The organism is Serratia sp. BNK-17, from assembly GCF_048684935.1.
Classification (GTDB): domain Bacteria; phylum Pseudomonadota; class Gammaproteobacteria; order Enterobacterales; family Enterobacteriaceae; genus Serratia; species Serratia nematodiphila.
In genome coordinates, this window is sequence record NZ_JBLQTR010000001.1 from 3,142,650 (window position 1) to 3,169,043 (window position 26,394).

General features: G+C 61.0%; 29 protein-coding genes. 24 read left to right on the top strand and 5 right to left on the bottom strand.

Going from position 1 to position 26,394, the window contains the following annotated elements:
• Positions 1–50 precede the first annotated feature (50 nt).
• On the top strand, positions 51–725 hold the full coding sequence (tctD, locus tag ACMGF7_RS14940; protein WP_004936146.1) for a transcriptional regulator TctD: 675 nt from the start codon (positions 51–53) through the stop codon (positions 723–725).
• Positions 712–2,130, top strand: a complete 1,419-nt coding sequence (locus ACMGF7_RS14945) for a sensor histidine kinase (protein WP_004936144.1) — start codon at positions 712–714, stop codon at positions 2,128–2,130. The genes tctD and ACMGF7_RS14945 overlap by 14 nt, the downstream gene beginning before the upstream one ends.
• Here the strand turns inward: ACMGF7_RS14945 and ACMGF7_RS14950 are convergent.
• Entirely contained in the window at positions 2,127–3,047 is a 921-nt protein-coding gene (locus ACMGF7_RS14950; protein ID WP_004936141.1) for a DMT family transporter, read from the bottom strand. The genes ACMGF7_RS14945 and ACMGF7_RS14950 overlap by 4 nt on opposite strands.
• A gap of 117 nt (positions 3,048–3,164) precedes the next feature.
• On the opposite strand from ACMGF7_RS14950, the gene ACMGF7_RS14955 reads away from it, so the two are divergent.
• The 15 genes from ACMGF7_RS14955 (at position 3,165) to hisP (ending at position 17,461) form a co-directional block, all read left to right on the top strand.
• Positions 3,165–3,938 (top strand): AraC family transcriptional regulator, encoded by a 774-nt coding sequence (locus ACMGF7_RS14955; RefSeq protein WP_033632493.1) that lies wholly within the window; start codon positions 3,165–3,167, stop codon positions 3,936–3,938.
• A 53-nt stretch (positions 3,939–3,991) separates the two neighbouring features.
• Entirely contained in the window at positions 3,992–5,113 is a 1,122-nt protein-coding gene (gene pdxB, locus ACMGF7_RS14960; protein WP_021505571.1) for a 4-phosphoerythronate dehydrogenase PdxB, read from the top strand.
• 110 nt (positions 5,114–5,223) lie between these two features.
• Positions 5,224–6,234, top strand: coding sequence for an aspartate-semialdehyde dehydrogenase (locus ACMGF7_RS14965; protein ID WP_049241858.1), 1,011 nt, complete (start codon positions 5,224–5,226; stop codon positions 6,232–6,234).
• Positions 6,234–7,055, top strand: coding sequence for a tRNA pseudouridine(38-40) synthase TruA (gene truA, locus ACMGF7_RS14970; protein WP_049241855.1), 822 nt, complete (start codon positions 6,234–6,236; stop codon positions 7,053–7,055). The genes ACMGF7_RS14965 and truA overlap by 1 nt, the downstream gene beginning before the upstream one ends.
• A gap of 78 nt (positions 7,056–7,133) precedes the next feature.
• Positions 7,134–7,796 carry a DedA family protein gene (locus ACMGF7_RS14975; RefSeq protein ID WP_004936130.1) on the top strand — a complete coding sequence of 221 codons (663 nt, stop codon included), beginning with the start codon at positions 7,134–7,136 and terminating at the stop codon, positions 7,794–7,796.
• Positions 7,797–8,028: 232 nt separating this feature from the next.
• Positions 8,029–8,937: an acetyl-CoA carboxylase, carboxyltransferase subunit beta gene (gene accD / locus ACMGF7_RS14980; protein ID WP_004936126.1), complete on the top strand. Its 909-nt coding sequence runs from the start codon at positions 8,029–8,031 to the stop codon at positions 8,935–8,937.
• Positions 8,938–9,127: 190 nt separating this feature from the next.
• Positions 9,128–10,393: a bifunctional tetrahydrofolate synthase/dihydrofolate synthase gene (folC, locus tag ACMGF7_RS14985; RefSeq protein WP_004936124.1), complete on the top strand. Its 1,266-nt coding sequence runs from the start codon at positions 9,128–9,130 to the stop codon at positions 10,391–10,393.
• A complete protein-coding gene (gene dedD, locus ACMGF7_RS14990; RefSeq protein WP_049241850.1) occupies positions 10,394–11,131 on the top strand; it encodes a cell division protein DedD in 738 nt (245 codons plus the stop codon).
• A gap of 234 nt (positions 11,132–11,365) precedes the next feature.
• The gene (gene cvpA / locus ACMGF7_RS14995) at positions 11,366–11,866 is read left to right on the top strand and encodes a colicin V production protein (RefSeq protein WP_004936119.1); all 501 of its coding nucleotides are present in this window, start codon (positions 11,366–11,368) and stop codon (positions 11,864–11,866) included.
• A gap of 21 nt (positions 11,867–11,887) precedes the next feature.
• On the top strand, positions 11,888–13,405 hold the full coding sequence (gene purF / locus ACMGF7_RS15000; RefSeq protein ID WP_004936117.1) for an amidophosphoribosyltransferase: 1,518 nt from the start codon (positions 11,888–11,890) through the stop codon (positions 13,403–13,405).
• 132 nt (positions 13,406–13,537) lie between these two features.
• Complete coding sequence (locus tag ACMGF7_RS15005; protein ID WP_004936112.1) at positions 13,538–14,110, top strand: UbiX family flavin prenyltransferase; 573 nt, start codon at positions 13,538–13,540, stop codon at positions 14,108–14,110.
• 304 nt (positions 14,111–14,414) lie between these two features.
• Entirely contained in the window at positions 14,415–15,197 is a 783-nt protein-coding gene (gene hisJ, locus ACMGF7_RS15010) for a histidine ABC transporter substrate-binding protein HisJ (RefSeq protein ID WP_004936109.1), read from the top strand.
• Positions 15,198–15,279: 82 nt separating this feature from the next.
• Complete coding sequence (locus ACMGF7_RS15015) at positions 15,280–15,966, top strand: histidine ABC transporter permease HisQ (protein ID WP_015378590.1); 687 nt, start codon at positions 15,280–15,282, stop codon at positions 15,964–15,966.
• On the top strand, positions 15,963–16,667 hold the full coding sequence (locus ACMGF7_RS15020; protein WP_015378589.1) for an ABC transporter permease: 705 nt from the start codon (positions 15,963–15,965) through the stop codon (positions 16,665–16,667). Before ACMGF7_RS15015 ends, ACMGF7_RS15020 begins: the two co-directional genes overlap by 4 nt.
• A 20-nt stretch (positions 16,668–16,687) precedes the next feature.
• Positions 16,688–17,461, top strand: coding sequence for a histidine ABC transporter ATP-binding protein HisP (hisP, locus tag ACMGF7_RS15025; RefSeq protein WP_004936098.1), 774 nt, complete (start codon positions 16,688–16,690; stop codon positions 17,459–17,461).
• A gap of 7 nt (positions 17,462–17,468) precedes the next feature.
• Here hisP and ACMGF7_RS15030 read toward each other — a convergent pair whose 3' ends face one another.
• The 3 genes from ACMGF7_RS15030 to yfcG all read right to left on the bottom strand — a co-directional run bounded on the left by ACMGF7_RS15030 (position 17,469) and on the right by yfcG (position 19,512).
• Positions 17,469–18,383 carry a TIGR01777 family oxidoreductase gene (locus ACMGF7_RS15030; RefSeq protein WP_049241847.1) on the bottom strand — a complete coding sequence of 305 codons (915 nt, stop codon included), beginning with the start codon at positions 18,381–18,383 and terminating at the stop codon, positions 17,469–17,471.
• Positions 18,384–18,399: 16 nt separating this feature from the next.
• Positions 18,400–18,771: a dihydroneopterin triphosphate 2'-epimerase gene (gene folX / locus ACMGF7_RS15035; protein WP_004936094.1), complete on the bottom strand. Its 372-nt coding sequence runs from the start codon at positions 18,769–18,771 to the stop codon at positions 18,400–18,402.
• 111 nt (positions 18,772–18,882) lie between these two features.
• A complete protein-coding gene (gene yfcG / locus ACMGF7_RS15040) occupies positions 18,883–19,512 on the bottom strand; it encodes a GSH-dependent disulfide bond oxidoreductase (RefSeq protein WP_004936091.1) in 630 nt (209 codons plus the stop codon).
• 233 nt (positions 19,513–19,745) lie between these two features.
• Between yfcG and yfcE the strand changes: the two genes are divergently transcribed.
• Positions 19,746–20,297: a phosphodiesterase gene (yfcE, locus tag ACMGF7_RS15045; protein WP_197800037.1), complete on the top strand. Its 552-nt coding sequence runs from the start codon at positions 19,746–19,748 to the stop codon at positions 20,295–20,297.
• 99 nt (positions 20,298–20,396) lie between these two features.
• Positions 20,397–20,942 carry an NUDIX hydrolase YfcD gene (gene yfcD / locus ACMGF7_RS15050; RefSeq protein WP_004936086.1) on the top strand — a complete coding sequence of 182 codons (546 nt, stop codon included), beginning with the start codon at positions 20,397–20,399 and terminating at the stop codon, positions 20,940–20,942.
• 55 nt (positions 20,943–20,997) lie between these two features.
• Here yfcD and ACMGF7_RS15055 read toward each other — a convergent pair whose 3' ends face one another.
• A complete protein-coding gene (locus tag ACMGF7_RS15055; protein WP_004936083.1) occupies positions 20,998–22,017 on the bottom strand; it encodes a LacI family DNA-binding transcriptional regulator in 1,020 nt (339 codons plus the stop codon).
• A gap of 310 nt (positions 22,018–22,327) precedes the next feature.
• Here ACMGF7_RS15055 and ACMGF7_RS15060 point away from each other — a divergent pair, with 310 nt between their 5' ends.
• The 5 genes from ACMGF7_RS15060 (at position 22,328) to ACMGF7_RS15080 (ending at position 26,365) form a co-directional block, all read left to right on the top strand.
• The gene (locus tag ACMGF7_RS15060) at positions 22,328–22,771 is read left to right on the top strand and encodes a PTS sugar transporter subunit IIA (protein ID WP_021505562.1); all 444 of its coding nucleotides are present in this window, start codon (positions 22,328–22,330) and stop codon (positions 22,769–22,771) included.
• A gap of 92 nt (positions 22,772–22,863) precedes the next feature.
• Entirely contained in the window at positions 22,864–23,145 is a 282-nt protein-coding gene (locus tag ACMGF7_RS15065) for a PTS sugar transporter subunit IIB (RefSeq protein WP_015378585.1), read from the top strand.
• Positions 23,146–23,168: 23 nt separating this feature from the next.
• Entirely contained in the window at positions 23,169–24,548 is a 1,380-nt protein-coding gene (locus tag ACMGF7_RS15070) for a PTS ascorbate transporter subunit IIC (protein ID WP_004936074.1), read from the top strand.
• A gap of 13 nt (positions 24,549–24,561) precedes the next feature.
• Positions 24,562–25,413 carry a transketolase gene (locus ACMGF7_RS15075; RefSeq protein ID WP_004936071.1) on the top strand — a complete coding sequence of 284 codons (852 nt, stop codon included), beginning with the start codon at positions 24,562–24,564 and terminating at the stop codon, positions 25,411–25,413.
• The gene (locus ACMGF7_RS15080; RefSeq protein WP_021505560.1) at positions 25,406–26,365 is read left to right on the top strand and encodes a transketolase family protein; all 960 of its coding nucleotides are present in this window, start codon (positions 25,406–25,408) and stop codon (positions 26,363–26,365) included. The genes ACMGF7_RS15075 and ACMGF7_RS15080 overlap by 8 nt, the downstream gene beginning before the upstream one ends.
• Positions 26,366–26,394: the final 29 nt, after the last annotated feature.

Consider the following 26,394-nt stretch of genomic DNA (forward strand, 5'->3'; position numbering starts at 1 on the left):
GGACGCCGTGTCGGCGCCAGGTTGTTCAGGAAAATCAATGGAATGGGAACATGCGACTGTTATTGGTTGAAGATCACCCCGAGCTGTCTCACTGGTTGCAAAAGGCGCTGACCGGCGCCGGGTTTGCCGTCGACGTCGCCCCGGACGGCGTGGCGGCCGATCATCTGTTGCTCAACGAGCGTTATGCGCTGGCGGTGTTGGATGTGGCGCTGCCGCGTTTGAACGGCCTGGATTTGCTGGCGCGCCTGCGCAAGCGCGGGCAGGATCTGCCGGTGCTGTTGCTGACGGCGCGCACCGACGTGGCCGATCGGGTAAGGGGCCTGAATCTGGGGGCGGACGATTACCTCACCAAGCCGTTCGAATTGGACGAGCTGGAAGCGCGTATTCGGGCGCTGCTGCGCCGCAGCGTCGGCGCCCCGCAGCCGGCGTTGCAGTACGGCGCGTTGACCTACCATGACGAAGGCTATTTTCTGCTGGAGAGCAAGCCGCTGGCGCTGACGCCGCGCGAACTGGCGGTGTTGACCGCGCTGATGCATCGGCGCGGCCGCCCGGTGGCCAAACAACAGCTGTTCGAGCAGGTGTTTACGCTGTCCGACGAGGCCAATCCGGAGAGCATCGAGCTTTACGTACACCGCCTGCGGAAAAAGCTGCAGGGCAGCGACGTGGCGATCGTCACGCTGCGCGGTCTGGGCTACAGTCTGGAGCTGTGCAATGCGGTGGTTTAACGCCCCGCGTTCGCTGTTCTATCAACTGCTGCTGTTTTTTGGCCTGCCGCTGCTGGCGCTGGGCGGTATCTCCATCTACACCCACTATTTCAGCGCCATGAGCGCCGCCACTCTGGCTTACGATCGCACGCTGCTGGCGTCGGCGCGCACCGTGGCGGAGCGACTGGTGGTGCGCGAAGGCAAGCTGGCGGTCGATGTGCCCTATGTGGTGCTCGACAGCTTCGAGCGCAACATGAACGATCAGCTGTATTACGAGGTGATTTCGCCGCAGGGAAAAAGCATCTCGGGTTATGACGATTTGCCGTCGCTGCCGCCCCATATCCCGCGCTCCACGCTCTACCCGGCGCTGGTGCATTTTTACGATGCGGAATACCTCGGCCGGCCGATCCGCGTGGCGGCGCTGTTTCAGCCGGTCAACGAGTCGGGGGTGAGCGGCATGGCGACCATTTTGGTGGCGGAAACCCTGGAGTCGCGCCGTTACCTGGCGCGGCAGATGATGATCGCGGCGCTGCTGAGTCAGGGCACGGTGGTGGTGTTGACCCTGATCCTGGCGTTCGCGCTGCTCAAGCGGGTGTTGAAGCCGATGCGTAAACTCTCCGGCATCATGCTGCGGCGCGATCCGGGCGAGCTGACGCCCTTGCCGCGGGTATTGCCGTGGTCGGAGATGCAGCCGCTGCTGGTGGCGTTCAATCGCTATATCGAACGGCTGAGGCTGATGGTGGCGCGTCAGGAACGTTTCAGCGCCGACGCTTCCCACCAGCTGCGCACGCCGCTGGCGGTGTTGAAGACTCAGGTCGGGGTGGCGCTGGCCAGCGATCGGCCGCAGCAGTGGCGCGAAAGCCTGCAGGCGATGAGCGCGACGCTGGACAATACCGTGGCACTGACCGACCGCCTGCTGTATCTCTCACGCCTGAAGGCCAGCGAGCACCAGGCCGAGCGCAAGCTGCAGCCGGTCAACCTGGCGCAGGTGCTGCGCGACGCCTGTTTTTCCCGCTTGCCGCAGGCGCGCAGCAAACAGATCGATCTCGGCTTCGAAGGTGAAGCGGCGTGTCAGGTGGCGGGGGAACCGCTGCTGTTGGCCGAGCTGTGCGCCAACCTGTTGGACAACGCGTTGAAATACACACCGCGTCAGGGCGTGGTCACCGCTCGCCTCACGCAGGAGAAGGCGACGGGGGAAGGCGTGCTGGAGATTGAAGACAGCGGCCCCGGCATCGCCTTGCAGGACAAGGCGCTGGCGCTGCAGCCGTTTCACCGGCTGGACAACGTGGGCGATCAGCCGGGCGCCGGCCTGGGGCTGGCGCTGGTGAAGGACATCACCGCCTATCACGGCACCCGCCCGGAGCTGTTGAGCTCCGCCGCGCTGGGCGGTCTGTTGGTGCGGGTGCGTTTCAGGCTGTTGCCTTAAGCCTGTTCTTTGCAGGACTCGACGTCGGCCGCCGGGGCTTTGGCTTTACGCGTCAGCGGCGTGCGCAGCCGCTGCGACAGGATAACGCCCAGCAGGGTAATGCCGCCGCCGATCAGGTGATAACCGTGCAACTGTTCATGCAGGAACAGCACGGCGATAGCGGCGGTAAACACCGGCGCCAGGTTCATGAAGATCGAGGCGGTGTTGGCGCCCAGGCGCATCACGCCCTGGATCCACAGGAACGGGGCGATGATCGAAGCCGGAATGCCGGCGAACAGCACCAGCGGCAGGTTATGGCCGTTCAAGCCGACATCCTGCGCCATCAGGAAATTAGGCAGCAGCAGCAGCACGCCGAACAGGATCTGCACGTACAGCGATTGCCAGTTCGGCAGCGCGATGGCCCAGCGTTTGGTCAACACGCCATACAGCGCGTAAGAGGCGGTGGCGAGCAGCATCATCAATTCCCCCTTGCCGATACCGTGCTGCAGCAGCACGCCGGGCTGGCCGCCGCTGACCAGCCAGATCAAACCGCCGAAGGAGAGAATACTGCCGAGCAGCACGCCGACGGTCGGCGCAATGCGCAGCAGGACGATGCTGATCAGGATGGTCAGCAGCGGGATCAGCGACACGATGATGCCCATAAACAGCGCGCTGACGCTGTGCGCCGCGTAATAGGCCAGGCTTTGATACAGCACCATGCCCAGCAAGCCGAGGATCATTAGTTTCCACCAGTTGGCGCGCACCTGCGCCCAATTGCGCAGCACGCCCGGCAGCACGAACGGCGTCAAGGCGATCAGCGCCAGCAGCCAGCGGTAAAGTGAAATGGCCGCCGGATCGATGGCGGTGGCGGAGAGTTTGCTGACGACGGCGTTAATCGACCATATCAGCACGGCCAACAGTGGGAAGAGCATATTCATGATAATTATTCTCAATAACGTCCAACATGCTGGCTAGTCTACGCGTGTCCGGTTTATCATATATAGCGATATCCAGACAAAAATCGGCGTAAACAAGACAAATCACGGGACGAAACCATGCCAGAAATCCGCCATTTCCCTGAGTCGCTGATCCCGGCGCCCAACCCGGTGCAGTTCCGCTGTGAAGAGTTTAACGCGCGCACCGAATTCCAGCCGCACAGCCACACCTGGGGCCAGTTGATGTGGGTCAAAGCCGGGGTGATGGTGCTGCGCATCGGCGGGCAGCGCTTTCTGGCGCCGCCGGAGTTCGTGTTGTGGGCGCCGGCGGGCATCGAACACTCCTGCTACAACCAGCGACTGGCGCAGTGCCGCATGGTGGACATCACGCCGGCGCTGTGCGCCGGCATGCCGGCCGACCCCTGTCTGGTGAGCGTAACGCCCATCTTCCGCGCCATCGCCGAGGATTTTTATGCTCGCAAGCAGTACATTCCACAGACGGAGGAGGATCTGCGCCTCTGTCAGGTGCTGATCGACCAGCTGCGCCTGTCGCCGCGTCAGCAAACCTATCTGCCGTCGTCGGACGACAAATTTTTGGCGCCGGTGCTGGAAGCGCTGGAGCATTGCCCGGCGGACAACACCTCGCTGGCAACGTGGGCGGCGCGGGTCTACACCACCGAGCGCACGCTGTCGCGCCGCTGCCAGCAGGATCTGGGCATGTCGTTCAGCGAGTGGCGCCAGCGCCTGCGTTTTCTGCATGCCGTGTCGTTGCTCGAGCAGGGCAAAACCGTGCAGGACGTGGCGTTGGACGTCGGCTACAGCTCCGCATCGGCCTTTATCGTCATGTTCCAGCAGATCGCCGGCACCACCCCTGAGCGCTTTCGCCGTGCCTGATTCAATGGCACACTATTTCGCAGACCAATAGCCGTAAACCGTCGGAGAACGCAGTGAAAATTCTGGTTGATGAAAATATGCCGTACGCGGCCGAGCTGTTCAGCCGCCTGGGCGACGTGCAGGCGGTGCCGGGGCGTCCGATCCCGCTTGAGGCGCTGGCGGATGCCGATGCGCTGATGGTGCGTTCGGTCACCAAAGTCAATGAAGCCCTGTTGGCCGGCAGCCGCATCGGCTTTGTCGGCACCGCCACCGCCGGCACCGATCACGTCGATGACGCCTGGCTGCAACGGCAGGGCATCGGGTTTTCCGCCGCGCCGGGCTGCAACGCCATCGCGGTGGTCGAGTATGTGTTCTCCGCCTTGATGCTGCTGGCCGAACGCGACGGCTTCCACCTGCGGGATAAAACCGTCGGCATCGTCGGCGTGGGCAACGTCGGTTCCCGCCTGGACGCGCGCCTCAAAGCGTTGGGCGTGCGCACGCTGCTGTGCGATCCGCCGCGCGCCGATCGCGGCGACGCCGGGGAGTTCTGGCCGTTGGAGAAGCTGGTGGCCGAGGCCGATGTGCTGACCTTCCATACGCCGCTGAATAAATCCGGCCCATACCATTCGCTGCATCTGGCGGATGCCGACCTGCTGGCGGCGCTGCCGGACAACCGCATTCTGATCAACGCCTGCCGCGGGCCGGTGGTGGATAACGCCGCGTTACTGCAGGCGCTGGAAAAGGGCAAAAAGCTGAGCACGGTGCTGGACGTGTGGGAACCGGAGCCGGACCTCGCCTTGCCGCTGCTGGCGCGGGTGGATATCGGCACCGCGCATATCGCCGGGTATACGCTGGAAGGCAAGGCGCGCGGCACCACCCAGGTGTTCGAAGCGTTCAGCCGCCATCTGGGGCAGCCGCAGCAGGTGGCGCTGGCCTCGCTACTGCCGGTGCCGGAGTTCAGCCAGATCCGCCTCAACGGGCCGCTGGATGAAGCGCGGTTAAAACGATTGATGCACTTGGTGTATGATGTGCGCCGCGATGATGCGCCATTGCGCAAAGTCGCCGGGCAACCGGGCGAATTCGATCGCCTGCGCAAGCACTACCAGGAGCGCCGCGAGTGGTCTTCGCTGGCCGTGCAATGCGATGACAGCGCCAGCGCCGAGCTGCTCGGCAAGCTGGGCTTCAGCGTGGCGTAGGGCGTAAGGTTGTCTTAAGCCAACGCCGCTACAGTGAGCGGTAAAGATTATCGGGCGGTGATTGCACTGCCCGTGTGCTTTTATGAATGAAATACTCTGGAGAAAACCCGATGTCTGACGGCTGGAATATCGCGCTGCTCGGCGCCACTGGCGCGGTAGGTGAAGCGTTGCTGGAATTGTTGCAGGAACGCCAGTTCCCGGTGGGTGAGCTCTATCCTCTGGCAAGCGAACGCAGCGCGGGCGCCAATGTGCGCTTCAACGGCAAGTCTCTTCTGGTGCAAAACGCCGAAGAGTTCGACTGGTCGCAGGCGCAGCTGGCCTTCTTCGTCGCCGGCAGCGACGCTTCCGCGCGCTATGCCGAAGAAGCCGGCAACATGGGCTGCCTGGTGATCGACACCAGCGGCCTGTTCGCCATGGAGCCGGATGTGCCGCTGGTGGTGCCGGGCGTGAACCCGCAGGTGCTGGCGGATTACCGTAACCGCAATATCGTGGCGGTGGCCGACAGCATGGTCAGCCAACTGCTGACGGCGATCAAACCGCTGACCGAACAGGCGGGGCTGTCGCGTCTGCACGTCACCACGCTGATGTCGGTATCGTCGCGCGGCAAGGTGGCGGTGGACGACCTGGCCGGCCAGAGCGCGCGCCTGCTGAACGGCATTCCGGCCGAGGAAGGCGTCTTCGGTAAACAGCTGGCGTTCAACCTGCTGCCGCTTGTCGCCGACGAGCAGGGCAGCGTGCGCGAAGAGCGCCTGATCGTCGAGCAGGTGCGCAAGGTGCTGCAGGATGAAGGGCTGCCGATTTCGGTGAGCTGCGTTCAGTCGCCGGTGTTTTATGGCCACGCGCAGGTGGTGCACCTGGAAGCGCTGCGCCCGCTGTCCGCCGAAGAGGCGCGCAGCGAGCTCGAAGAGGTCGAAGACATTCAGCTGAGCGAAGAGGACGATTACCCGACCCAGGTCACCGACGCTTCCGGCAGCGATGCGCTCAGCATCGGTTGCCTGCGTAACGATTACGGCATCCCCGAGCTGCTGCAGTTCTGGACGGTAGCGGACAACGTGCGCTTCGGCGGCGCGTTGATGGCTATCGAAACCGCCGAGCGTCTGGTGCAGGAGCAGATGTACTGATGTCTGAGGTGGTCTCGCCCGCTCAGCCGACGCTGAAGGTAGCGCTGGGCATCGAATATGACGGCAGCCGGTACTACGGCTGGCAGCGGCAGCAAGAAGTGGCCAGCGTGCAGGAACGCCTGGAGCAGGCGTTGAGCAAGGTGGCGGATGCGCCGATTACCGTGTTGTGCGCCGGGCGTACCGACGCCGGGGTGCACGCCACCGGGCAGGTGGTGCACTTCGAAACCACTGCGCGCCGCAAGGACGCCGCCTGGACGATGGGGGTGAATACCCATTTGCCGCCGGATATTGCGGTGCGTTGGGTGAGCCCCGTCGCCGACGATTTTCACGCGCGTTTCAGCGCCACCGCGCGCCGCTACCGCTATATCATTTTCAACCATCGCTACCGGCCGGCGGTGCTGCAGCAGGGGGTAACGCATTTTTATCACCCGCTGGACGCCGATCGCATGCATCGGGCGGCGCAGGCGCTGCTGGGCGAGAACGATTTCACGTCGTTCCGCGCGGTGCAATGCCAGTCGCGCACTCCGTGGCGCTGCGTAAAACACGTTAAGGTTACGCGCTACGGCGAATATATTGTGGTAGATATCAAGGCGAATGCCTTTGTGCATCATATGGTTCGCAACATCGTCGGCAGCCTGATGGAGATCGGCTGTGGCAATCAGAGTGAGAACTGGATGGCCGAGTTGCTGGCGCTGAAGGATCGCAATCTGGCGGCGGCGACGGCGCGAGCCGAGGGGCTGTATCTGGTTGCCGTGGATTACCCTGACCACTTTGGTCTGCCGCGGCCGCCGATGGGGCCGCTGTTTTTGCCCGACGATTAAACGCCGGCACGCCTGAAAGCGTCGCTCCCTTGTGCTTCTGCCGGGTGATTGAAACGCCCGGCATCAATGAGAGAATTTATGGACATCATCAAGTTTATTATTGATTTCATTCTGCATATTGATGTGCACCTGGCCGAACTGGTCGCACAATACGGCATGTGGGTCTACGCTATTCTGTTCCTGATCCTGTTTTGTGAAACCGGTCTGGTGGTGACGCCGTTCCTGCCGGGGGATTCTTTGCTGTTCGTCGCCGGCGCGCTGGCGGCGTTGCCGACCAACGATCTGAACGTGCACACCATGGTGGCGTTGATGGCCGTGGCGGCGATCATCGGCGATGCGGTGAACTACACTATCGGGCGATTGTTCGGCGAGAAGCTGTTCAGCAACCCGAATTCGAAAATTTTCCGCCGCAGCTACCTGGACAAGACGCATCAGTTCTATGAAAAGCACGGCGGGAAAACGATTATTCTGGCGCGATTCGTGCCGATCGTGCGTACTTTTGCGCCGTTCGTCGCCGGTATGGGGCATATGTCCTATCGCCACTTCGCCGCCTACAACGTGATTGGCGCACTGGTTTGGGTGCTGCTCTTCACTTATGCTGGCTACCTGTTCGGCGATCTGCCGGTGGTGCAGGAGAACCTGAAACTGTTGATCGTCGGGATCATCATCGTTTCGATTCTGCCGGGGGTGATTGAAATTTGGCGCCACAAGCGCGCGGCCGCCCGCCAGCAAAAACAGTAAAAACATCGCTTAACCTGTCGGTTCGACCAGTTTTTTGTCCACAGCGTCGGGCCGATATGGTTTAATGAGCGACATTATGGTCTGTTCCTGCGAACAACCCTGAAGCCGATGCCTCAGCCGCCGCGCTTGCCGCGCCGCGAACGGGCATTTTTTCATTGGGGTGTTTTCGGGGGGATTGTTAAAGCATGAACAGCGGACTGGCGTGTGCCAGGTTCAAACAGAAAGGTCATCGATGAGCTGGATTGAACGAATTCTTAACAAGAGCAATATCACACAAACCCGTAAGGCGAGCATTCCTGAAGGGGTCTGGACTAAATGCGACAGCTGCGGCCAGGTTCTCTACCGCGCCGAGCTGGAGCGGAATCTGGAAGTGTGCCCGAAGTGCGACCACCACATGCGTATGGGCGCGCGCGCGCGTCTGCATACCCTGCTGGACGAAGGCAGCGAAGTGGAGCTGGGCAGCGATCTGGAGCCGAAGGACGTTCTGAAATTCAAGGATTCCAAGCGCTATAAAGATCGTCTGGTCGCCGCACAGAAAGCGACCGGCGAGAAAGACGCGCTGGTGGTGATGAAGGGCACGCTGTACGGTATGCCGATCGTCGCCGCGTCCTTCGAATTCGCCTTCATCGGCGGCTCTATGTCTTCCGTGGTCGGCGCGCGTTTCGTGCGTGCGGTTGAGCAGGCGCTGGAGGACAACTGTCCGCTGGTGTGCTTCTCCGCCAGCGGCGGCGCGCGTATGCAGGAAGCGCTGATGTCGCTGATGCAGATGGCGAAAACCAGCGCGGCGTTGGCCAAAATGCAGGAGCGCGGCTTGCCGTATATCTCCGTGCTGACCGACCCGACCATGGGCGGTGTCTCCGCCAGCCTGGCGATGCTGGGCGATATCAATATCGCCGAGCCGAAAGCGCTGATCGGTTTTGCCGGCCCGCGCGTTATCGAGCAAACCGTGCGCGAGAAACTGCCACCAGGCTTCCAGCGCAGCGAGTTCCTGATCGAAAAAGGCGCGATCGACATGATCGTTCGCCGTCCGGAAATGCGCCAAACGTTGGCGAGCATTCTGTCCAAGCTGACCAACCAGCCGCAGCCGCATTTCGATGAGGCCGCGCCGGTTATTGAGCCGGAGCAGCAGGCCGACGCCTGAGGCAAAGACAGATCCCGCCCGGGTTCAGCCGCCACTTTGTGGCTAAGTGACGGCTGATGCCCGCTCTCTGCCGGCCGTAGCCTATCCGCTGCGGTTGGCAGGCTGGCGGCAGTCACGAAGCGCATCGCCTTTACCGCGGTGAGGGTGGTGCCCTGATGGATTAATGAACCCAAGTTCAGTGATGGGACTCATGCAAAACCACCAAATTCCCCAAGCCACGTCGCCATTGAGCTCGTGGCTTTATTATCTGGAACGTCTGCACAGCCAGGCGATCGAACTCGGCCTTGAGCGCGTACAGCGCGTCGCGGCGCATCTGGATTTACTGACCCCCGCACCCACGGTGTTCACCGTTGCCGGCACCAACGGCAAAGGCACCACCTGTCGCACCCTTGAAGCTATTCTGTTGGCCGCCGGCCTGCGCGTCGGCGTCTACAGCTCGCCGCATCTGGTGCGCTATACCGAACGCGTGCGCATTCAGGGGGAAGAGCTGAGCGAAGCGGAGCACAGCCGCTCGTTCGCCGCCATTGAAGCCGGCCGCGGCGAAACGTCGCTGACTTATTTCGAATTTGGCACCCTGTCGGCGCTGCAGCTGTTCAAACAGGCGCGGCTCGACGTGGTGATCCTGGAAGTGGGCCTGGGCGGGCGCCTCGACGCCACTAACATCGTCGATCCGAGCGTGGCGGTGATCACCAGCATTGCGCTCGATCACACCGACTGGCTGGGCAACGATCGCGAAAGCATCGGCCGTGAAAAGGCCGGTATTTTTCGCAGCGGCAAACCGGCGGTGGTCGGTGAACCCGACATGCCGGACAGCATTCGCCAGGTTGCCGAAACGCTGGGCGCGCCGCTGTTTCGCCGTGGTGAAGCCTGGTGCTTCAGCGAGCAGGGCGATCGCTGGCAGTGGCAGGGCGGTGACACGCTGCTGACCGATCTGCCGACGCCGAACGTACCGCTGGCCAACGCCGCTACCGCGTTGGCGGCGCTCAACTGTTCTCCGCTGGAAATCGACGAACGCGCGATTTTCACCGGCCTGCAGCAGGCGACGCTGCCGGGGCGTTTCCAGATCGTGCGGCGGGAGCCGACGCTGATCCTCGATGTGGCGCACAATCCGCACGCCGCCGGCTATCTGGCCGGGCGTCTGGCCAAACTGCCGCGCAACGGCGGCAAGGTGCGCGCGGTGGTGGGCATGCTGTCGGACAAGGACATCGCCGGCACGCTGGCCTGCCTGAGCGAGCAGGTGGATGAATGGTACTGCGCGCCGCTCGACGGGCCGCGCGGCGCCAGCGTCGAACAGCTGGCGCAACATCTGACGGAACCGCGCCGCTTTAATGATGTCGAAACTGCCTGGCGGCAGGCTATGCAGGATGCTGATAAACAGGATATTGTGATCGTCTGTGGATCGTTCCACACCGTGGCGCAGGTGATGGCGGCGTCAGACGAGATGCGGGGAGTGTGAGTGGCGAGTAAATTTCAGAACCGACTGGTCGGAACCGTGATTCTGGTGGCGCTGGGGGTGATCATCCTGCCAGGGTTGCTGGACGGCAAAAAGAAGCATTACGAGGATGAATTCGCGGCCATTCCGTTGGTGCCGAAGGCGGGCGACGTCGAAGAGAACGACGTGCTGCCACCGGTGACGCAACCGTTGCCGGCGCAACCGCCGGAAGGGGCGGGCGCGCTGGTCGAACAGCAGGCGGCCAATGAAGCCGCGGCGCAGCAGGCTGCGCGGCAGAATGCTCAGCAGCCGGCGCAGGTGGCGCCGCCGCCGGTCGAAACGCGTCCTCAGCCGGTGCCGCAGCCCAAGCCGAAACCGGTAGAAACCAAACCGGTGGAAGTGAAACCGAAACCGGCGCCGCAACCGAAACCGGTGGAAGTGAAGCCGGCACCGAAGCCGGAGCCGACGCCGAAACCTGAACCGACGCCGCAGCCGAAACCGGCGGAAGAAAAAGCGCCGGCCGGGCAAGCCTACGTCGTGCAGCTCGGGGCGTTGAAAAATGCCGCCAAGGCGAACGAGATTGTCGCCTCGCTGCGCCTCTCGGGCTATCGCGCCTTTACCGTGCCGTCAACGCCGGTGCAGGGGCAGATCACCCGCATCTACGTCGGCCCGGATGCGTCCAAGCAGAAGCTGCAGGCGGCGCTGCCGTCGCTGAACTCGATCAGCGGGCTGAGCGGGCAGGTGAAGCCGTACGGCCGTTAAACCCCGCAGGGGCGCAGCACGATGCGCCCCTGAATTAAGGAGTGGTGGAGAGAAAGCGAGAAAAACCGCGCCTTTTACAGGCGAAATCACCTATGTAGGCGCGGCGATTGGGAATTTTTTGATCGCCGCTTTTTATTTGTAACGTGGTAGGAAATCCCCTACGCAAACGTTTTCTTTTTCTGTTAGAATTCGCCGCGAATTGGATGCAGGGGCGATTCATTATTGGAATAGTTCATGGTCTGGATTGATTACGTCATTATAGCGGTGATTGGATTTTCGGCTCTGGTGAGCCTGATCCGAGGGTTTGTTCGCGAAGCATTGTCACTTGTGACATGGGGATGTGCGTTTTTTGTTGCCAGCCATTTCTACTCTTACCTTGCGGTCTATTTCACTCGTTTTGAAGATGAACTGGTGCGAAACGGCATCGCGATCGCGATTTTGTTCATCGCGACCTTGATCGTAGGGGCTATTGTTAACTATGTGATTAGCTCACTGGTAGAGAAAACCGGGTTGTCGGGCACCGACCGCGTGTTGGGCATCTGCTTCGGCGCGCTGCGCGGAGTGTTGATCGTCGCGGCGATCCTGTTCTTCCTGGATACCTTTACCGGCTTCTCACAAAGCGCCGACTGGAAACAGTCGCAGCTCATTCCCCAGTTCAGTTACGTCATCAGGTGGTTCTTTGACTACCTGCAGAGCACGTCGAGTTTCTTGCCGACCCAATTGCCGGGGCGGTAGCGCTGATGAGGAAAAGACAACATGTGCGGTATTGTCGGTATCGCCGGTTTCATGCCGGTAAACCAGTCGATTTATGATGCGCTGACGGTGCTTCAGCACCGTGGCCAAGATGCCGCAGGCATCGTCACCATTGACGCCCACAACGGGTTCCGTTTGCGTAAAGCCAACGGCCTGGTGAAGGATGTGTTTGAGGCGCGCCATATGCAACGTTTGCAGGGCAACATGGGCATTGGCCATGTGCGTTACCCGACGGCCGGCAGCTCGAGCGCCTCTGAGGCCCAGCCTTTCTACGTCAACTCGCCGTTCGGCATTACGCTGGCCCACAACGGCAACCTGACCAACGCCCATGAGCTGCGCCAAAAGCTGTTCGAAAGCGGCCGCCGCCATGTCAACACCACCTCCGACTCGGAAATCCTGCTGAACGTGCTGGCCAGCGAGCTGGATCGCTTCCCGCACTACCCGCTGGAGGCCGACAACATCTTTACCGCGGTCGCCGCGATGCATCAGCAACTGCGCGGCGCTTACGCCTGTGTGGCGATGATCATCGGCCACGGCCTGCTGGCGTTCCGCGATCCGAACGGCATTCGCCCGCTGGTGATCGGCAAGCGCACGCTGGAGGATGGCCGCAGCGAGTACATGGTGGCTTCCGAGAGCGTGGCGCTGGATACCCTGGGCTTTGAGTTCCTGCGCGACGTGGCGCCGGGCGAAGCGGTGTACATCACCACCAAGGGCCAGCTGTTCACCCGCCAGTGCGCAGAGAACCCGAAAACCAACCCGTGCCTGTTCGAATACGTCTATTTCGCTCGCCCGGACTCCTTTATGGACAAGATCTCGGTCTACAGCGCCCGCGTGCGCATGGGCCAGAAGCTGGGTGAGAAGATTGCCCGCGAATGGGAAGATCTGGACATCGACGTGGTGATCCCGATCCCGGAAACCTCCTGCGACATCGCGCTGGAGATCGCGCGTATTCTCGAGAAGCCATACCGCCAGGGCTTTGTGAAGAACCGCTACGTCGGCCGCACCTTTATCATGCCGGGCCAGCAGGCGCGTCGTCAGTCGGTGCGCCGCAAGCTGAACGCCAACCGCGCCGAATTCCGCGACAAGAACGTGCTGCTGGTGGATGACTCCATCGTGCGCGGCACCACCTCGGAGCAGATCGTCGAAATGGCGCGCGAAGCGGGCGCCAAGCGCGTCTATCTGGCTTCCGCCGCGCCGGAAGTGCGTTTCCCTAACGTCTACGGCATCGACATGCCGAGCGCCAACGAACTGATCGCCCACGGGCGTGAAGTGGATGAAATCCGCCAGATCATCGGCGCCGACGGGCTGATCTTCCAGGACCTGGACGATCTGATTGAAGCGGTGCGCGAAGAGAACCCGGACATCACCCAGTTCGAATGCTCGGTATTCAACGGCATCTACGTGACCAAAGACGTCGATCAAAGCTATCTGGAATACCTGGAGTCGCTGCGCAGCGACGACGCCAAGGCGCTGCGAGGGCAAACCGAAGCGGAAAATCTGGAACTGCACAACGAAGGCTAACCGGCCGCGTTGATTACTCGGGGGGCATCGCCGCGTCTGCGGCGGTGCGCCTTGCTCCTGTGAACTTGCTTATCCCTCGCCATTACGGCAAAGTCTGCCTGATCTTACTTTTTACGGCAGAGGCCATTTTCCATGAAACGACTCATCATCGGCATTTCCGGCGCCAGCGGCGCGATCTACGGCGTGCGCCTGTTACAGGTTTTGCGCGACGTCGCAGAGGTGGAAACCCATCTGGTGATGAGCAACGCTGCACGGCAGACGCTGGCTCTGGAAACGCCGTACAGCCTGCGTGAAGTGCAGGCGCTGGCCGACGTGGTGCACGATGCGCGCGATATCGCCGCCGCCATCTCCTCCGGCTCTTTCAAAACCCTGGGTATGGCGATCCTGCCATGCTCGATCAAAACCCTGTCCGGCATCGTCAACAGCTACAGCGACGGGCTGCTGACCCGCGCCGCCGACGTGGTGCTCAAAGAGCGCCGCCGTTTGGTGCTGTGCGTGCGGGAAACGCCGCTGCACCTTGGGCACCTGCGGCTGATGACGCAGGCAGCGGAGATGGGCGCGGTGATCATGCCGCCGGTGCCGGCGTTTTACCACCAGCCGAAAAGCGTGGAAGACATCATCGATCAGACCGTCAATCGGGTGATCGATCAGTTTGATATCGAACTGCCGGCCGATCTGTTCACCCGCTGGCAGGGCGCTGATTAACATTTTCATCCCCAAATTGGTACATTTGTGCAACACCGCACTGAATTAGGGCGGCGTATGCACCATAATGATCCCACTTCATCACGTTCACTGTTTCATGGCGCCGCCTTATCGCGGCTGCCAGTGGCGCGGCCCCGAGCGGCCGATTTAATTTTGCGGTTATCGTCCCAGGAAACAGTATTGTGAAGGCCGGAGCCGTTCCCTCCGCCCGTAGCACCTAATGTGGCACGATTACTGCAAATTGATTTGGTGGGGAAAAGTAATGCCCGTAGTGGCATCAAAAAAATCAATTTGAGGGTAATTTATGAAAAAGCGGGTTTTGATTTTGCCGTTAGTTCTGGCTTTGAGCGCCGCCAGCAGCGCCTTTGCCGCCATTCCTTCCACGCTGAAGATTGGCACCGATCCGACTTACGCACCGTTTGAATCCAAAAACGCCAAAGGCGAATTGGTTGGCTTTGACATCGATTTGGCCAAAGAGCTGTGCAAACGCATCAATACCCAATGCACCTTCGTGGAGAGCGACTTCGACGCGCTGATCCCATCCCTCAAGGCGAAGAAAATCGACGCCATCATCTCTTCGCTGTCCATCACCGAAAAACGCCAGCAGGAAATCGCCTTTACCGACAAGCTGTATGCCGCCAACGCGCGTCTGATCGCGCCGAAAGGATCCAAGCTGTTGCCTACCGTGGACGCCCTGAAAGGCAAGAGCGTGGGCGTGTTGCAGGGCACTACCCAGGAAGCCTACGCCAACGCCATGTGGCAGCCGAAGGGCATCACCGTCGTGCCTTACCAGAACCAGGATCTGGTTTACGCCGATTTGGCTTCCGGGCGTATCGACGCCGCCTTCCAGGATGAAGTGGCGGGCAGCGACGGCTTCCTGAAACAGCCGCCGGGCAAAGACTATGCGTTCGCCGGCGAATCGGTGAAGGATGACAAGTTCTTCGGCGTCGGCACCGGCATGGGGCTGCGCAAGACCGATACCGAGCTGAAAGCGGCGCTGGACAAAGCCTTCGCCGAGATGCGCAAAGACGGCACCTACGACAAATACGCGAAAAAGTACTTCGACTTTGACGTCTACGGCGGGTAATCCGCTTACCGTTCCATGCTGTGACTGCGGGGCCGGCGTGCCGGCCCCGATGGTTCGGATCCTAGACCACAGGGTGAAGTAGATGCTGCAAGGCTATTCCCAACTGATTTTCGAGGGGGCTCTGGTGACGCTGGAGCTGGCCCTCAGTTCCGTGCTGCTGGCGGTGGTGATCGGCCTGATCGGCGCCGGTGGCAAACTGTCTCATAACCCCTTTATCTCCGGCCTGTTCGGCGCCTATACCACGCTGATCCGCGGCGTGCCCGATCTGGTGCTGATGCTGCTGATCTTTTACGGTCTGCAAATCGCGCTGAACAATATCACTACGCTGCTGGGCTTCGCGCAGATCGATATCGATCCGCTCGGCGCCGGCATCATAACCCTCGGCTTTATCTACGGCGCTTATTTTACCGAGACCTTCCGCGGCGCTTATCTGGCGGTGCCGAAAGGGCAGATCGAAGCGGCGACGGCCTATGGCTTCAGCGGCGCGCAGATCTTCCGGCGCATTCTGTTCCCGGCGATGATGCGTTTTGCCCTGCCGGGCATCGGCAACAACTGGCAGGTGATCCTGAAGGCGACGGCGCTGGTGTCGATCCTTGGCCTGAACGACGTGGTCAAAGCCACGCAGCTGGCGGGGAAAGGCACCTATCAGCCGTTCTTCTTCGCCATCGTGGCCGGCGTGGTGTATCTGGTCTTCACTACCGTTTCCAACGGCGTGCTGCTGTGGCTTGAACGGCGTTACTCACTGGGCGTCAAGAGGGCCGAGCTATGATCGATATCCTGCAACAGTACTGGCAGTCGCTGCTGTGGAGCGACGGCTATCGCTTTACCGGCGTGGCGATCACGCTGTGGCTGCTGATCGCTTCAGTGGTGATGGGCGGGCTGCTGGCGATCCCGATGGCGGTGGCGCGTGTGTCTTCCCTTCGCTGGGTGCGTTTCCCGGTGTGGCTCTACACCTATGTGTTTCGCGGCACGCCGCTGTACGTGCAGCTGCTGGTGTTCTACTCCGGCATGTACAGCCTCGAGATCGTGCGCGGCAGCGAGTTTCTCAATGCGTTTTTCCGCAGCGGGCTCAACTGCACCATCCTGGCGCTGACGCTCAACACCTGCGCTTATACCACCGAGATCTTCGCCGGGGCGATCCGCTCGGTGCCGCACGGTGAAATCGAGGCCGCCAACGCCTACGGTTTCTCGCGCTTCAAGATGTATCGCTGCATCATTTTGCCTTCGGCGCTGCGCACCGCGCTGCCGGCTTACAGCAACGAGGTGATCCTGATGCTGCATTCCACCGCGCTGGCGTTTACCGCCACCGTGCCGGATCTGCTGAAGATCGCGCGCGATATCAACGCCGCGACCTATCAGCCGTTCTACGCCTTCGGCATCGCGGCGGTGCTGTATCTGATCATCTCCTACGTGTTAATCAGCCTGTTCCGCAAAGCTGAGAAACGCTGGATGGCACACGTTAGTCACTGATAAATGACGGGAAGAAAACCATGTCTGAGAATAAATTAGCCGTCACGGAACTGCACAAACGCTATGGCGACCACGAAGTGCTGAAGGGCGTCTCGCTGGCGGCCAACGCCGGGGATGTGATCAGCATCATCGGCTCCTCCGGCTCCGGCAAAAGCACCTTTCTGCGCTGCATCAACTTCCTTGAGAAGCCGAGCGAGGGTTCGATCAGTCTGAACAACGAAGATATTCGCATGGTGCGCGACAAGGACGGCCAGCTGAAGGTATTCGACAAGAAGCAGCTGCAGCTGCTGCGCACCCGTCTGACCATGGTATTCCAGCACTTTAACCTGTGGAGCCACATGACGGTGCTGGAGAACGTGATGGAAGCGCCGGTGCAGGTGCTGGGGCTGAGCAAGGCCGACGCGCACGAGCGCGCGGTGCGCTACCTGGACAAAGTGGGCATCGACGAGCGGGCGCGCGGCAAATACCCGGTGCACCTGTCGGGCGGCCAGCAGCAGCGCGTCTCCATTGCCCGTGCATTGGCGATGGAGCCGGAGGTGCTGCTGTTTGACGAACCGACGTCGGCGCTGGATCCCGAACTGGTGGGCGAGGTGCTGCGCATCATGCAGAAGCTGGCGGAGGAGGGGAAAACCATGGTGGTGGTGACGCACGAAATGGAATTTGCGCGCCACGTTTCGAACCACGTGATCTTCCTGCACAAAGGGTTGATCGAAGAGCAGGGCCCGCCGGCCGAGCTGTTCGGCAACCCCAAAAGCCCGCGCCTGCAGCAGTTCCTGTCCGGCGCGTTGAAGTAACCTCAGATCAGCGGGCTTCGGCCCGCTGATTGACAACGTCATCCAACGCCTGTTCCAACTCCAGATAGCGGAAGTGGAAGCCGGCTTCTTCCAGGCGCTTCGGCACCGCCCGCTGGCCGCCGAGCACCAGCACCGCCGCTTCCCCCATCAACAAACGCATGACGAACGCCGGCACCCGCAGAAACGCCGGGCGATCGAGCACGTTGGCCAATTGGGCGGCGAATTGCTCGTTGTGCACCGGGTAAGGAGCCACCATGTTGAACGGGCCGCTCAGGGTGGCGTGATCCAGCAGATAAATAATGCCGTTGATCATGTCTTCGAGGTGGATCCACGGCAGGTATTGGCGACCGTCGCCGATCGGGCCGCCGAGCCCGAAGCGGAACGGCGGCAGCATTTTGGCCAGCGCGCCGCCCTGTGGCGCCAGCACCACGCCGGTGCGCAGCAGGCAGACGCGGGTGGCGTCGCCCTGCGCCTGTAGCGCCAGCGTTTCCCAGCGCTGGCACAGCTGGTGGGTGAATTCGTCGTGCGGCGGCTCCTCTTCGGTGACCACCGCCTGCCCCTGATCGCCGTAGTAGCCGACGGCGGAACCGGAAATCAGCACGCCGGGCGGCGTGCTGCCGGCTTTGATCAGCTGCGCCAGGCGTTCGGTCAGATCCCAGCGGCTGCGGCACAGGCGCTCTTTCTGCTGCGCGCTCCAGCGCTTGTCGGCGATAGGTTCGCCGGCCAGGTTGATCACCGCGTCGAAGTCATCCAGCGACTGCCGGCCGTCCAGCGTTTGCCAATAGCTCGGCCGATCGCCCAGTTTGGTTCGGGCGCGCCGCTCGTCGCGGGTCAGTACCGTAATGTGGTGAGAAAGCGCCAGCAGTCTTGCCGTCAGGCTGCTGCCTATCAATCCCGTTGCGCCGGTGATCAGGATCCGCATGGTCTACCTCCCTGAGTTAGCCCCGGCGGTAGCTCATGGTCATGGAGACCGAATCGGCGTAGCGCAGAGCCAGAAGTTTATCTATCTCCACTTCAGCATAGGTTACCCAGGCGTGTTCTTTTACGATGTCGAGCACATCCTGCGTTAATTTTTCCAGCAACGCGAAACGGTTATCTTCCACATGGCGGATGATCGCTTTGGTGATGGTGCGGTAGTTGAGCGCGTCGGCGATGTCTTCGCTGTTGCGCGCCTTGTCCGCCGGGTAGTGGATCACCACGTTGATCAGCACGTCCTGCCGGTTGTTGATTTCCTCTTCCTTGATACCGATGAACGTGCGCAGCCGCAGATTTTTAATGCGAATAACGGCGTCGGGTTGACTGAAAGACATCAGAGATTCTCCATAGGTCTGATTATTAGCGTTCAGAATACACGGAAAGTAAGGAAATGATAACGTGAGGACGATGTGACTCCCCGGCCGACGGGGAGTCGGAGGAGGCGCTTAGGCTTGTTCGGCCAGTTTGTAGGCACGCTCGGTCGCCGGGCGGTTGCTGATGCGCTCGAACCAGTTGCGCACCGCCGGGTAATCTGCCAGATCGATGCGCTGGCGCGGATGCGACACCACCCACGGGTAGGTGGCGATATCGGCGATGCTGTAGTTATCGCCGCCCAGGTACGGGTGTTTTTGCAGTTCAGCGTCCAGCACGCCGTACAGCCGTTTGGTTTCCAGATGGTAACGCTCGATGGCGTAAGGCACCGGCTGCGGCGCGTAGTGGTTAAAGTGGTGATTCTGCCCGAGCATCGGCCCGAACCCGGCCACCTGCCAGAACAGCCACTGCAGAGTGGCGGCGCGTTCGCGCAGGCCCTTGCTCAGCAGCTTGCCGGTCTTCTCCGCCAGATACAGCAGGATTTCCCCGGACTCGAACAGGCTGATTGGCGCGCCGCCGTCCACCGGTTGCTGATCGACAATCGCCGGGATTTTGTTGTTGGGAGAAATGCTCAGAAAGTCCGGTTTGAACTGCTCGCCGGCGCTGATGTTTACGCGATGGATACGGTAGGGCAAGCCGACCTCTTCCAGAAACAAGGTGATCTTGTGACCATTGGGAGTAGGCGCGTAATACAGGTCAATCATGTTGCCTCCTGCGGTAAGGTGATCTGTAATTCATTACACGTTGCTGCGGTCTTCGCCGCGCACAAAGGTATATCAGAGATCCAACAATAGCAGCTAAGGATAGCAGGCTATGTGGGATTCGTCCGATGCTATCTGCGCAGTTGGATCACAATTCTCCACCGGAGCGGGCGGCGGTTTGCCGCACGGCGCCGGCGCGGTAAAATGGCGCTTATTTCCCTCTATAGGACAAGGTTATGAAGCTGATGTTCGCCTCGGATATCCACGGATCGCTGCCGGCTACCGAACGCGTGCTGGAATTGTTTGAACAAAACGACGCCGACTGGTTGATTCTTCTGGGTGATTTGCTGAATCACGGCCCGCGCAATGCATTGCCGGCCGGTTACCAGCCCGCTCAGGTTGCCGAACGATTGAATCGCTATAGCGACAAGATCATCGCCGTTCGCGGCAATTGCGACAGCGAGGTCGATCAGATGCTGCTGGCGTTTCCCATCGATGCCCCCTGGCAACAGGTTTTACTGCAAAAAAGACGATTGTTTTTGACCCACGGTCACCTTTATCATCCCTCGGCACTGCCGCCGTTATCCCGCGGGGATGTCCTGGCCTACGGCCATACGCATCTGCCGCAGGCGGAGCGGCAGGATGAGATCTATTGCTTCAATCCGGGCTCGGTCAGCATCCCCAAAGGGGGCTTTCCCGCCAGCTACGGCATGTTGGATAGCGGCACTTTGAGCGTGCTGACGCTCGACGACGGCAAGGTCGTCGCGGAGGTGGCGTTAACACGCTAAACGCACTAATTTATACACACACAATAAAAATCTTTGAAAAACACTCATTGATTAACCAGCGCGCGGGATGCATCGCGCCAAAATAGAAGGTTTTAGAGGATGGCGGAACAGGGTCAGGCTGCAGATACCGAATGGGTTGATATCGTCGACGAGCAAAACGAGGTGATTGCGCAATCCAGTCGTCAACAGATGCGGGCGGAGCGGCTGCGTCATCGTGCTACCTATATTGTGGTGCATGATGGGATGGGAAAAATTCTGGTGCAGCGTCGCACCGAGATCAAGGACTTCTACCCTGGCTGGCTGGATGCGACGGCGGGTGGCGTAGTGCAAAGCGGTGAAAACGTGCTGGATTCGGCGCGCCGCGAGGCGGAAGAGGAGCTGGGCATCGCCGGCGTGCCTTTCGCCGAACACGGTCTGTTCTACTTCGAAGAAGAGCAGTGCCGGGTGTGGGGCGCGCTGTTCAGCTGCGTATCGCACGGCCCGTTCGCGCTGCAGGAAGAAGAAGTGGCTGAAGTGTGCTGGCTGACGCCGGAAGAGATCACCGCGCGCTGCGACGAGTTTACCCCGGATTCTCTGAAGGCGTTGTCGCTGTGGCTGACGCGCAACAACGAGCAGGATTACGGTAAGCCGCTCGATAACCACTGAGACGCCAACGCGTGAGGAAAGCCGGTCATCGACCGGCTTTTTTTATGCTGTGGATTCAGCAGCTGTCGCGGCGGCACAGCGTGGCGGGCAGGGAACCTGCCGGCTGCCAGGGTTGCTCGTTCAGCCTCGCCAGCAGCGCCTGACCGGCCTGAATGCCGATATCGCGATGCGGAATGGTCATGGTGGTCAGCGGCGGCTGGCACACCCGGCTGAACTCGCTGTTGCCGAATCCCACCACCGCCAGATTGTCCGGCACCTTGATGCGCCGCCGCTGGCATTCATACAGCGCGCCGCCCGCCAGTTCGTCCGAGGCGCACACCAGCGCGTCCAGCTCCGGCCAGGCCAGCAAGAATTCCGGCAGCTGCTGCGCGCCGGTGCTGAAGCTGGCGGGCTGCGCGGCGTTGATCACCCGATGCGGCGACATATGGTTGCGCAGCAGCGCCTTGTGCCAGCCCTGCAGGTGCTGCTGGAAAATCCACTGTTCCTGATTGGCGCACAGCAGCCCGATGTTCTGATAGCCGCTGGCGATCACCGTTTGCGTCAGCTGATACATGGCCGCCACGTAATCGATGCCGATGCTCATGTCGATCGGATCGGCGCGCACGGCGCCGATCTCCACCACCGGAATGTTGGCGGCGATCAACGCGTTGCGGGCATTTTGCGAATGCTCGACGCTGAGCAGCACCGCCGCCGCCAGGTTGTAAGAGAGCAGGGTCTCCAGCAGTTTCTCCTCGCGTTCCAGGTGGTGCTGCGACTCCGCCAGCATGATGTGATAGCCAGCGGGCTGCAGCACTTTCTGCAGGCCGGCGAACATCTCGGCGCAGCCGGATTCGGAGAGGCTGGGCACCACCATGGCGATGGTGTAGGAGGAGGCCGACGCCAGCGAACTGGCGGCCAGGTTGGGCAGATACCCCAACTCGCTCACCGCGGCTTCAATCTTCTCGCGCAGTTTGTCTGAAACCTGCTCCGGCGTGCGCAGCGCGCGCGACACCGTCATGGTGCCGACGCCCGCCAGCTGCGCTACATCAGCCAACGTCACCCTGCCCGTGCTGCGTCGTTTTTTACCGATCGACATGCCAAATCCCGACTGAAATGCGCGCGCGGCGCATAAAAATGGTGAGGGTGGGAAGCCGACGGCGCGGCTTCGACGATCCCCGTATGCGGCACATTCTACCCCGTTACCGGAAAGAGCGAGAAAAAATTGTGGTTAACGTCATGCCGCGGCACGGCGTTTTGATAGCGCTATCACAGATCTGCATGATAGCGCTTTGGTAGCGCTATCTTTGTGATGTCCATCACTGTGTGCCCGGGAGGGGTTGATTAAAGTTTTACCGTCGCCGGTGAATTAATCACCGGCCGCAATCATCGACTTTCGGGAGGATAACGTGCTGAAAGAGTGGCTGACCGCCGATCATATACAGCTGTGCGAACGGGTGGAGGACTGGCGCCAGGCGGTAACGCTGAGCGCGCAGCCGCTGCTGCAAGACGGTGTGATTACGCCGAATTACCTGACGGCCATCTTTCATCAGCAGGAGAAGCTCGGCCCTTACTTTGTCCTGGCGCCGGGCATCGCCATGCCACACGCCCGGCCGGAGGAAGGCGCCAGCGCGCTGGGGTTATCGCTGTTGAAGATCCATCAGGGGGTGAACTTTCATTCCGCGGATAACGATCCGGTTCAGGTGGTGGTGATGCTTTCCGCACCCGACGGCAACAGCCACATCGAATTGATTTCGCAACTGGCGGAATTATTTTCCGATAACCAGGCCATGGAGGCGTTATTTCACGCCAAAGATAAACGGCAAATCGAGGATATTATCGCCCGCTATTAACGTTTAATCACCAGGAACATTATTAATGCTAACAACGCCGGGAATATGACCGGCGGCGCTACCCTACACGCTAAATTCAACAGGTGGATATCATGAAAATCATGGCGATTTGCGGTTCAGGTCTCGGCAGCAGCTTTATGGTGGAAATGAACATTAAAAAGGTGCTGAAAAAGATGGGGGTGGAGGCCGAGGTTGAACACTCCGATCTGTCGTCCGCCACTCCCGGCGCGGCCGACGTGTTCGTGATGGCGAAAGACATTGCCGACAGCGCCAGCGTGCCGGCCGAGCAGCTGGTGGTGATCAGCAACATCATCGACATCAATGAGCTGGAAGCCAAGCTGCGCGCTTACTTCGAAGCCCACTCAATCCTCTGAATAAAACGATTGGCGAGGTGGATATGTTTATCCAGGAAACGCTCAAGTTTGTGGTGGATATATTAAAGGTGCCTTCGGTGCTGGTCGGGCTTATTGCGCTGATCGGTTTGCTGGCGCAAAAGAAATCCTTTTCCGACGTGGTGAAAGGCACGGTAAAAACCATTCTCGGCTTTATCGTTTTGGGCGGCGGCGCCACGGTATTGGTCGGGTCGCTCAATCCGTTGGGCGGCATGTTCGAACACGCGTTTAATATTCAGGGCATCATTCCGAACAACGAAGCGATCGTCTCTATCGCGCTGGAGAAATACGGCGCTTCCACCGCCTTGATCATGGCGTTTGGCATGGTGGCGAACATCGTGGTGGCGCGCTTCACCCGGCTGAAATACATCTTCCTCACCGGCCACCACACCTTCTACATGGCCTGCATGATCGGCATCATCCTGACGGTGGCAGGCTTCGAGGGCGTGCAGCTGGTGTTTACCGGCGCGTTGACCCTGGGGCTGGTGATGGCGTTCTTCCCGGCGATTGCCCAGCGCTATATGCGCCGCATCACCGGCAATGACGATATCGCTTTCGGCCACTTCGGCACCCTGGGCTATGTGTTGTCCGGCTGGATCGGCTCGAAGGTGGGCAAAAATTCGCGCTCAACCGAGGAGATGAACCTACCGAAAAATCTCAGCTTCCTGCGCGACAGCTCCATTTCGATCTCGATGACCATGATCGTCATCTACCTGATCCTGGCGATCTGCGCCGGGCGGGCCTATGTGGAAAGCGAGCTCAGCGGCGGCCAGAACTACCTGGTGTATTCGATTATCCAGGCCATCACCTTCGCCGCTGGGGTGTTCATCATTCTGCAGGGCGTGCGCTTGATTCTGGCGGAGATCGTGCCGGCGTTCACCGGCTTCTCGGAAAAACTGGTGCCTAACGCGCGGCCGGCGTTGGATTGTCCGGTGGTTTATCCCTATGCCCCCAACGCGGTGCTGATCGGCTTCCTGTTCAGCTTTCTTGGCGGGTTAGCCGGGCTGTTCCTGCTGGGGCAACTGAAGATGGTGCTGATCCTGCCCGGCGTGGTGCCGCATTTCTTCACCGGCGCTACCGCCGGGGTGTTCGGCAACGCGACCGGCGGGCGGCGCGGCGCGATGCTGGGCGCCTTTGCCAACGGGCTGCTGATCACCTTCCTGCCGGTGCTGCTGCTGCCGGTGTTGGGGGCGCTTGGTTTTGCCAACACCACTTTCTCCGACGCCGACTTCGGCGCGATCGGCATCCTGCTGGGCAATATGGCGCGCTTTATGTCGAAGGAGATGATCATGTTGGCGATCGTCGCCGTGTTCGCGCTGCTGGTGGCGCATAACTTCCTGGGAAAACGCAAAGGCGCGCCGGCCGCTGACCGCGTCGAGAAATAACGAGGGCAGACTGATGAACGACACAACGAGCGAAACGGAAATTGAAGAGCTGCGTGCCCTGGCGCGCGCGATCCGCCTGGAAACGCTGAAAGCGCTGACCGGGCTGGGCTTCGGCCACTATGGCGGCTGCATGTCGGTGGTGGAGACGCTGGCGGTGCTGTACGGCGGCGTGATGCGCATCGATCCGGCGGATCCGGACTGGCCGGAGCGCGATGACTTTGTGCTGTCGAAAGGGCACGCCGGCCCGGCGCTGTACAGCACGCTGGCGATCAAGGGCTACTTCCCGCTGGCGGAACTGAAGACCCTCAACCAGAACGGCACGCGCCTGCCGAGCCACCCGGACCGGCTGCGCACGCGCGGCGTGGACGCCACCACCGGCTCACTGGGGCAGGGCGTGTCGATCGCCGCCGGCATGGCGTTATCCCATCGGCTGGCGGGGCGGCGCAATCGGGTGTTCAGCATTCTCGGCGACGGGGAGCTGAATGAAGGACAGTGCTGGGAGGCGTTCCAGTTTATCGCCCACCACAACCTGAACAACCTGACGCTGTTCATCGATTACAACAAGCAACAGCTGGACGGCGCGCTGGACGAGGTGATCCAACCGTTCGATCTGGCCGCCAAGTTCCGCGCCTTCGGCTTTGAGGTGCAGACTGTCAAGGGCGACGACATCGCGGCGCTGCTGGCGGCGGTAGCGCCGGCGCGCGGCGGTGAACAGCGGCCGCTGGCGATCGTGCTCGACAGCATCAAGGGACAGGGCGTGACCTATCTGGAAAACCTGTCGAACTCACACCACCTGCGCCTGACGCCGGACGTGCAGCTGGAGATCGAAAAAGCCATCGCCGAACTGGAGGCCGCCCATGTTTAACGTAGTGACGCAGTTGGAAAACGACACCGTCGAAATGCGCAAAGTCTACGCCGGCGCGGTGCGGCGGCAGATTGAGGCGGGCGCGCCGATCATCGCGCTGGAGGCGGATTTGATGAGCTCGATGGCGATGGACGGTGTGCACAAGGATCACCCGCAGCACGTGATCAACTGCGGCATCATGGAGGCCAACGTGATCGGCGTCGCCGCCGGGCTGTCGCTCACCGGCCGGGTGCCGTTCGTGCACACCTTCACCGCCTTCGCCAGCCGCCGCTGTTTCGATCAGCTGTTCATGTCGCTGGATTACCAGCGCAACAACGTCAAAGTGATCGCCTCCGACGCGGGGGTAAGCGCCTGCCACAACGGCGGCACCCACATGTCGTTCGAAGACATGGGCATCGTGCGCGGGCTGGCGCATTCGGTGGTGCTGGAAGTGACCGACGCCACCATGTTCGCCGACGTTCTGCGCCAGCTGATGGATCTGCGCGGCTTCTACTGGGTGCGCACCATCCGCAAGCAGGCGACGCGCATCTACCAGGAGGGCTCGCGCTTTACCATCGGCAAGGGCAACCTGCTGCGCGACGGCGACGATATCACGCTGATCGCCAACGGCATCATGGTGGCGGAGGCGCTGAAGGCGGCGGAGATGCTGGCGCGGCAGGGCGTCAGCGCGGCGGTGATCGATATGTTCACCCTCAAGCCTATTGACCGTGAACTGATCAAAACCTACGCGGCCAAGACCGGACGCATCGTCACCTGTGAAAACCACAGCATTCATAACGGGCTGGGATCGGCGGTGGCGGAAGTGCTGGCGGAGGAGTGCCCGACGCCGATGCGGCGCGTGGGGGTGAAGGAGCGTTACGGCCAGGTGGGCACCCAGGCGTTTTTACAGCAGGAGTATGGTCTGACCGCCGAACATATTCTGGAGGCCGCCGGGCAGTTGCTGGCGCGTTAGGGAACGCAAAAGAAAAGCGCCGGTCAATG

Excerpts from the sequence above, each read along its gene's own strand:
- ACMGF7_RS15030 (WP_049241847.1), bottom strand. The coding sequence starts at position 18,383 with ATGCGGATCCTGATCACCGGCGCAACGGGATTGATAGGCAGCAGCCTG.
- purF (WP_004936117.1), top strand. The coding sequence starts at position 11,888 with ATGTGCGGTATTGTCGGTATCGCCGGTTTCATGCCGGTAAACCAGTCG.
- folX (WP_004936094.1), bottom strand. The coding sequence starts at position 18,771 with ATGTCTTTCAGTCAACCCGACGCCGTTATTCGCATTAAAAATCTGCGG.
- ACMGF7_RS15075 (WP_004936071.1), top strand. The coding sequence starts at position 24,562 with ATGAACGACACAACGAGCGAAACGGAAATTGAAGAGCTGCGTGCCCTG.
- ACMGF7_RS15020 (WP_015378589.1), top strand. The coding sequence starts at position 15,963 with ATGATCGATATCCTGCAACAGTACTGGCAGTCGCTGCTGTGGAGCGAC.
- hisJ (WP_004936109.1), top strand. The coding sequence starts at position 14,415 with ATGAAAAAGCGGGTTTTGATTTTGCCGTTAGTTCTGGCTTTGAGCGCC.
- yfcG (WP_004936091.1), bottom strand. The coding sequence starts at position 19,512 with ATGATTGACCTGTATTACGCGCCTACTCCCAATGGTCACAAGATCACC.
- ACMGF7_RS14945 (WP_004936144.1), top strand. The coding sequence starts at position 712 with ATGCGGTGGTTTAACGCCCCGCGTTCGCTGTTCTATCAACTGCTGCTG.
- ACMGF7_RS15005 (WP_004936112.1), top strand. The coding sequence starts at position 13,538 with ATGAAACGACTCATCATCGGCATTTCCGGCGCCAGCGGCGCGATCTAC.
- folC (WP_004936124.1), top strand. The coding sequence starts at position 9,128 with ATGCAAAACCACCAAATTCCCCAAGCCACGTCGCCATTGAGCTCGTGG.
- ACMGF7_RS14975 (WP_004936130.1), top strand. The coding sequence starts at position 7,134 with ATGGACATCATCAAGTTTATTATTGATTTCATTCTGCATATTGATGTG.
- ACMGF7_RS15065 (WP_015378585.1), top strand. The coding sequence starts at position 22,864 with ATGAAAATCATGGCGATTTGCGGTTCAGGTCTCGGCAGCAGCTTTATG.
- hisP (WP_004936098.1), top strand. The coding sequence starts at position 16,688 with ATGTCTGAGAATAAATTAGCCGTCACGGAACTGCACAAACGCTATGGC.
- ACMGF7_RS15055 (WP_004936083.1), bottom strand. The coding sequence starts at position 22,017 with ATGTCGATCGGTAAAAAACGACGCAGCACGGGCAGGGTGACGTTGGCT.
- tctD (WP_004936146.1), top strand. The coding sequence starts at position 51 with ATGCGACTGTTATTGGTTGAAGATCACCCCGAGCTGTCTCACTGGTTG.
- yfcE (WP_197800037.1), top strand. The coding sequence starts at position 19,746 with ATGAAGCTGATGTTCGCCTCGGATATCCACGGATCGCTGCCGGCTACC.
- cvpA (WP_004936119.1), top strand. The coding sequence starts at position 11,366 with ATGGTCTGGATTGATTACGTCATTATAGCGGTGATTGGATTTTCGGCT.
- truA (WP_049241855.1), top strand. The coding sequence starts at position 6,234 with ATGTCTGAGGTGGTCTCGCCCGCTCAGCCGACGCTGAAGGTAGCGCTG.
- ACMGF7_RS15070 (WP_004936074.1), top strand. The coding sequence starts at position 23,169 with ATGTTTATCCAGGAAACGCTCAAGTTTGTGGTGGATATATTAAAGGTG.
- yfcD (WP_004936086.1), top strand. The coding sequence starts at position 20,397 with ATGGCGGAACAGGGTCAGGCTGCAGATACCGAATGGGTTGATATCGTC.
- accD (WP_004936126.1), top strand. The coding sequence starts at position 8,029 with ATGAGCTGGATTGAACGAATTCTTAACAAGAGCAATATCACACAAACC.
- ACMGF7_RS14950 (WP_004936141.1), bottom strand. The coding sequence starts at position 3,047 with ATGAATATGCTCTTCCCACTGTTGGCCGTGCTGATATGGTCGATTAAC.
- ACMGF7_RS15080 (WP_021505560.1), top strand. The coding sequence starts at position 25,406 with ATGTTTAACGTAGTGACGCAGTTGGAAAACGACACCGTCGAAATGCGC.
- ACMGF7_RS14965 (WP_049241858.1), top strand. The coding sequence starts at position 5,224 with ATGTCTGACGGCTGGAATATCGCGCTGCTCGGCGCCACTGGCGCGGTA.
- ACMGF7_RS14955 (WP_033632493.1), top strand. The coding sequence starts at position 3,165 with ATGCCAGAAATCCGCCATTTCCCTGAGTCGCTGATCCCGGCGCCCAAC.
- ACMGF7_RS15015 (WP_015378590.1), top strand. The coding sequence starts at position 15,280 with ATGCTGCAAGGCTATTCCCAACTGATTTTCGAGGGGGCTCTGGTGACG.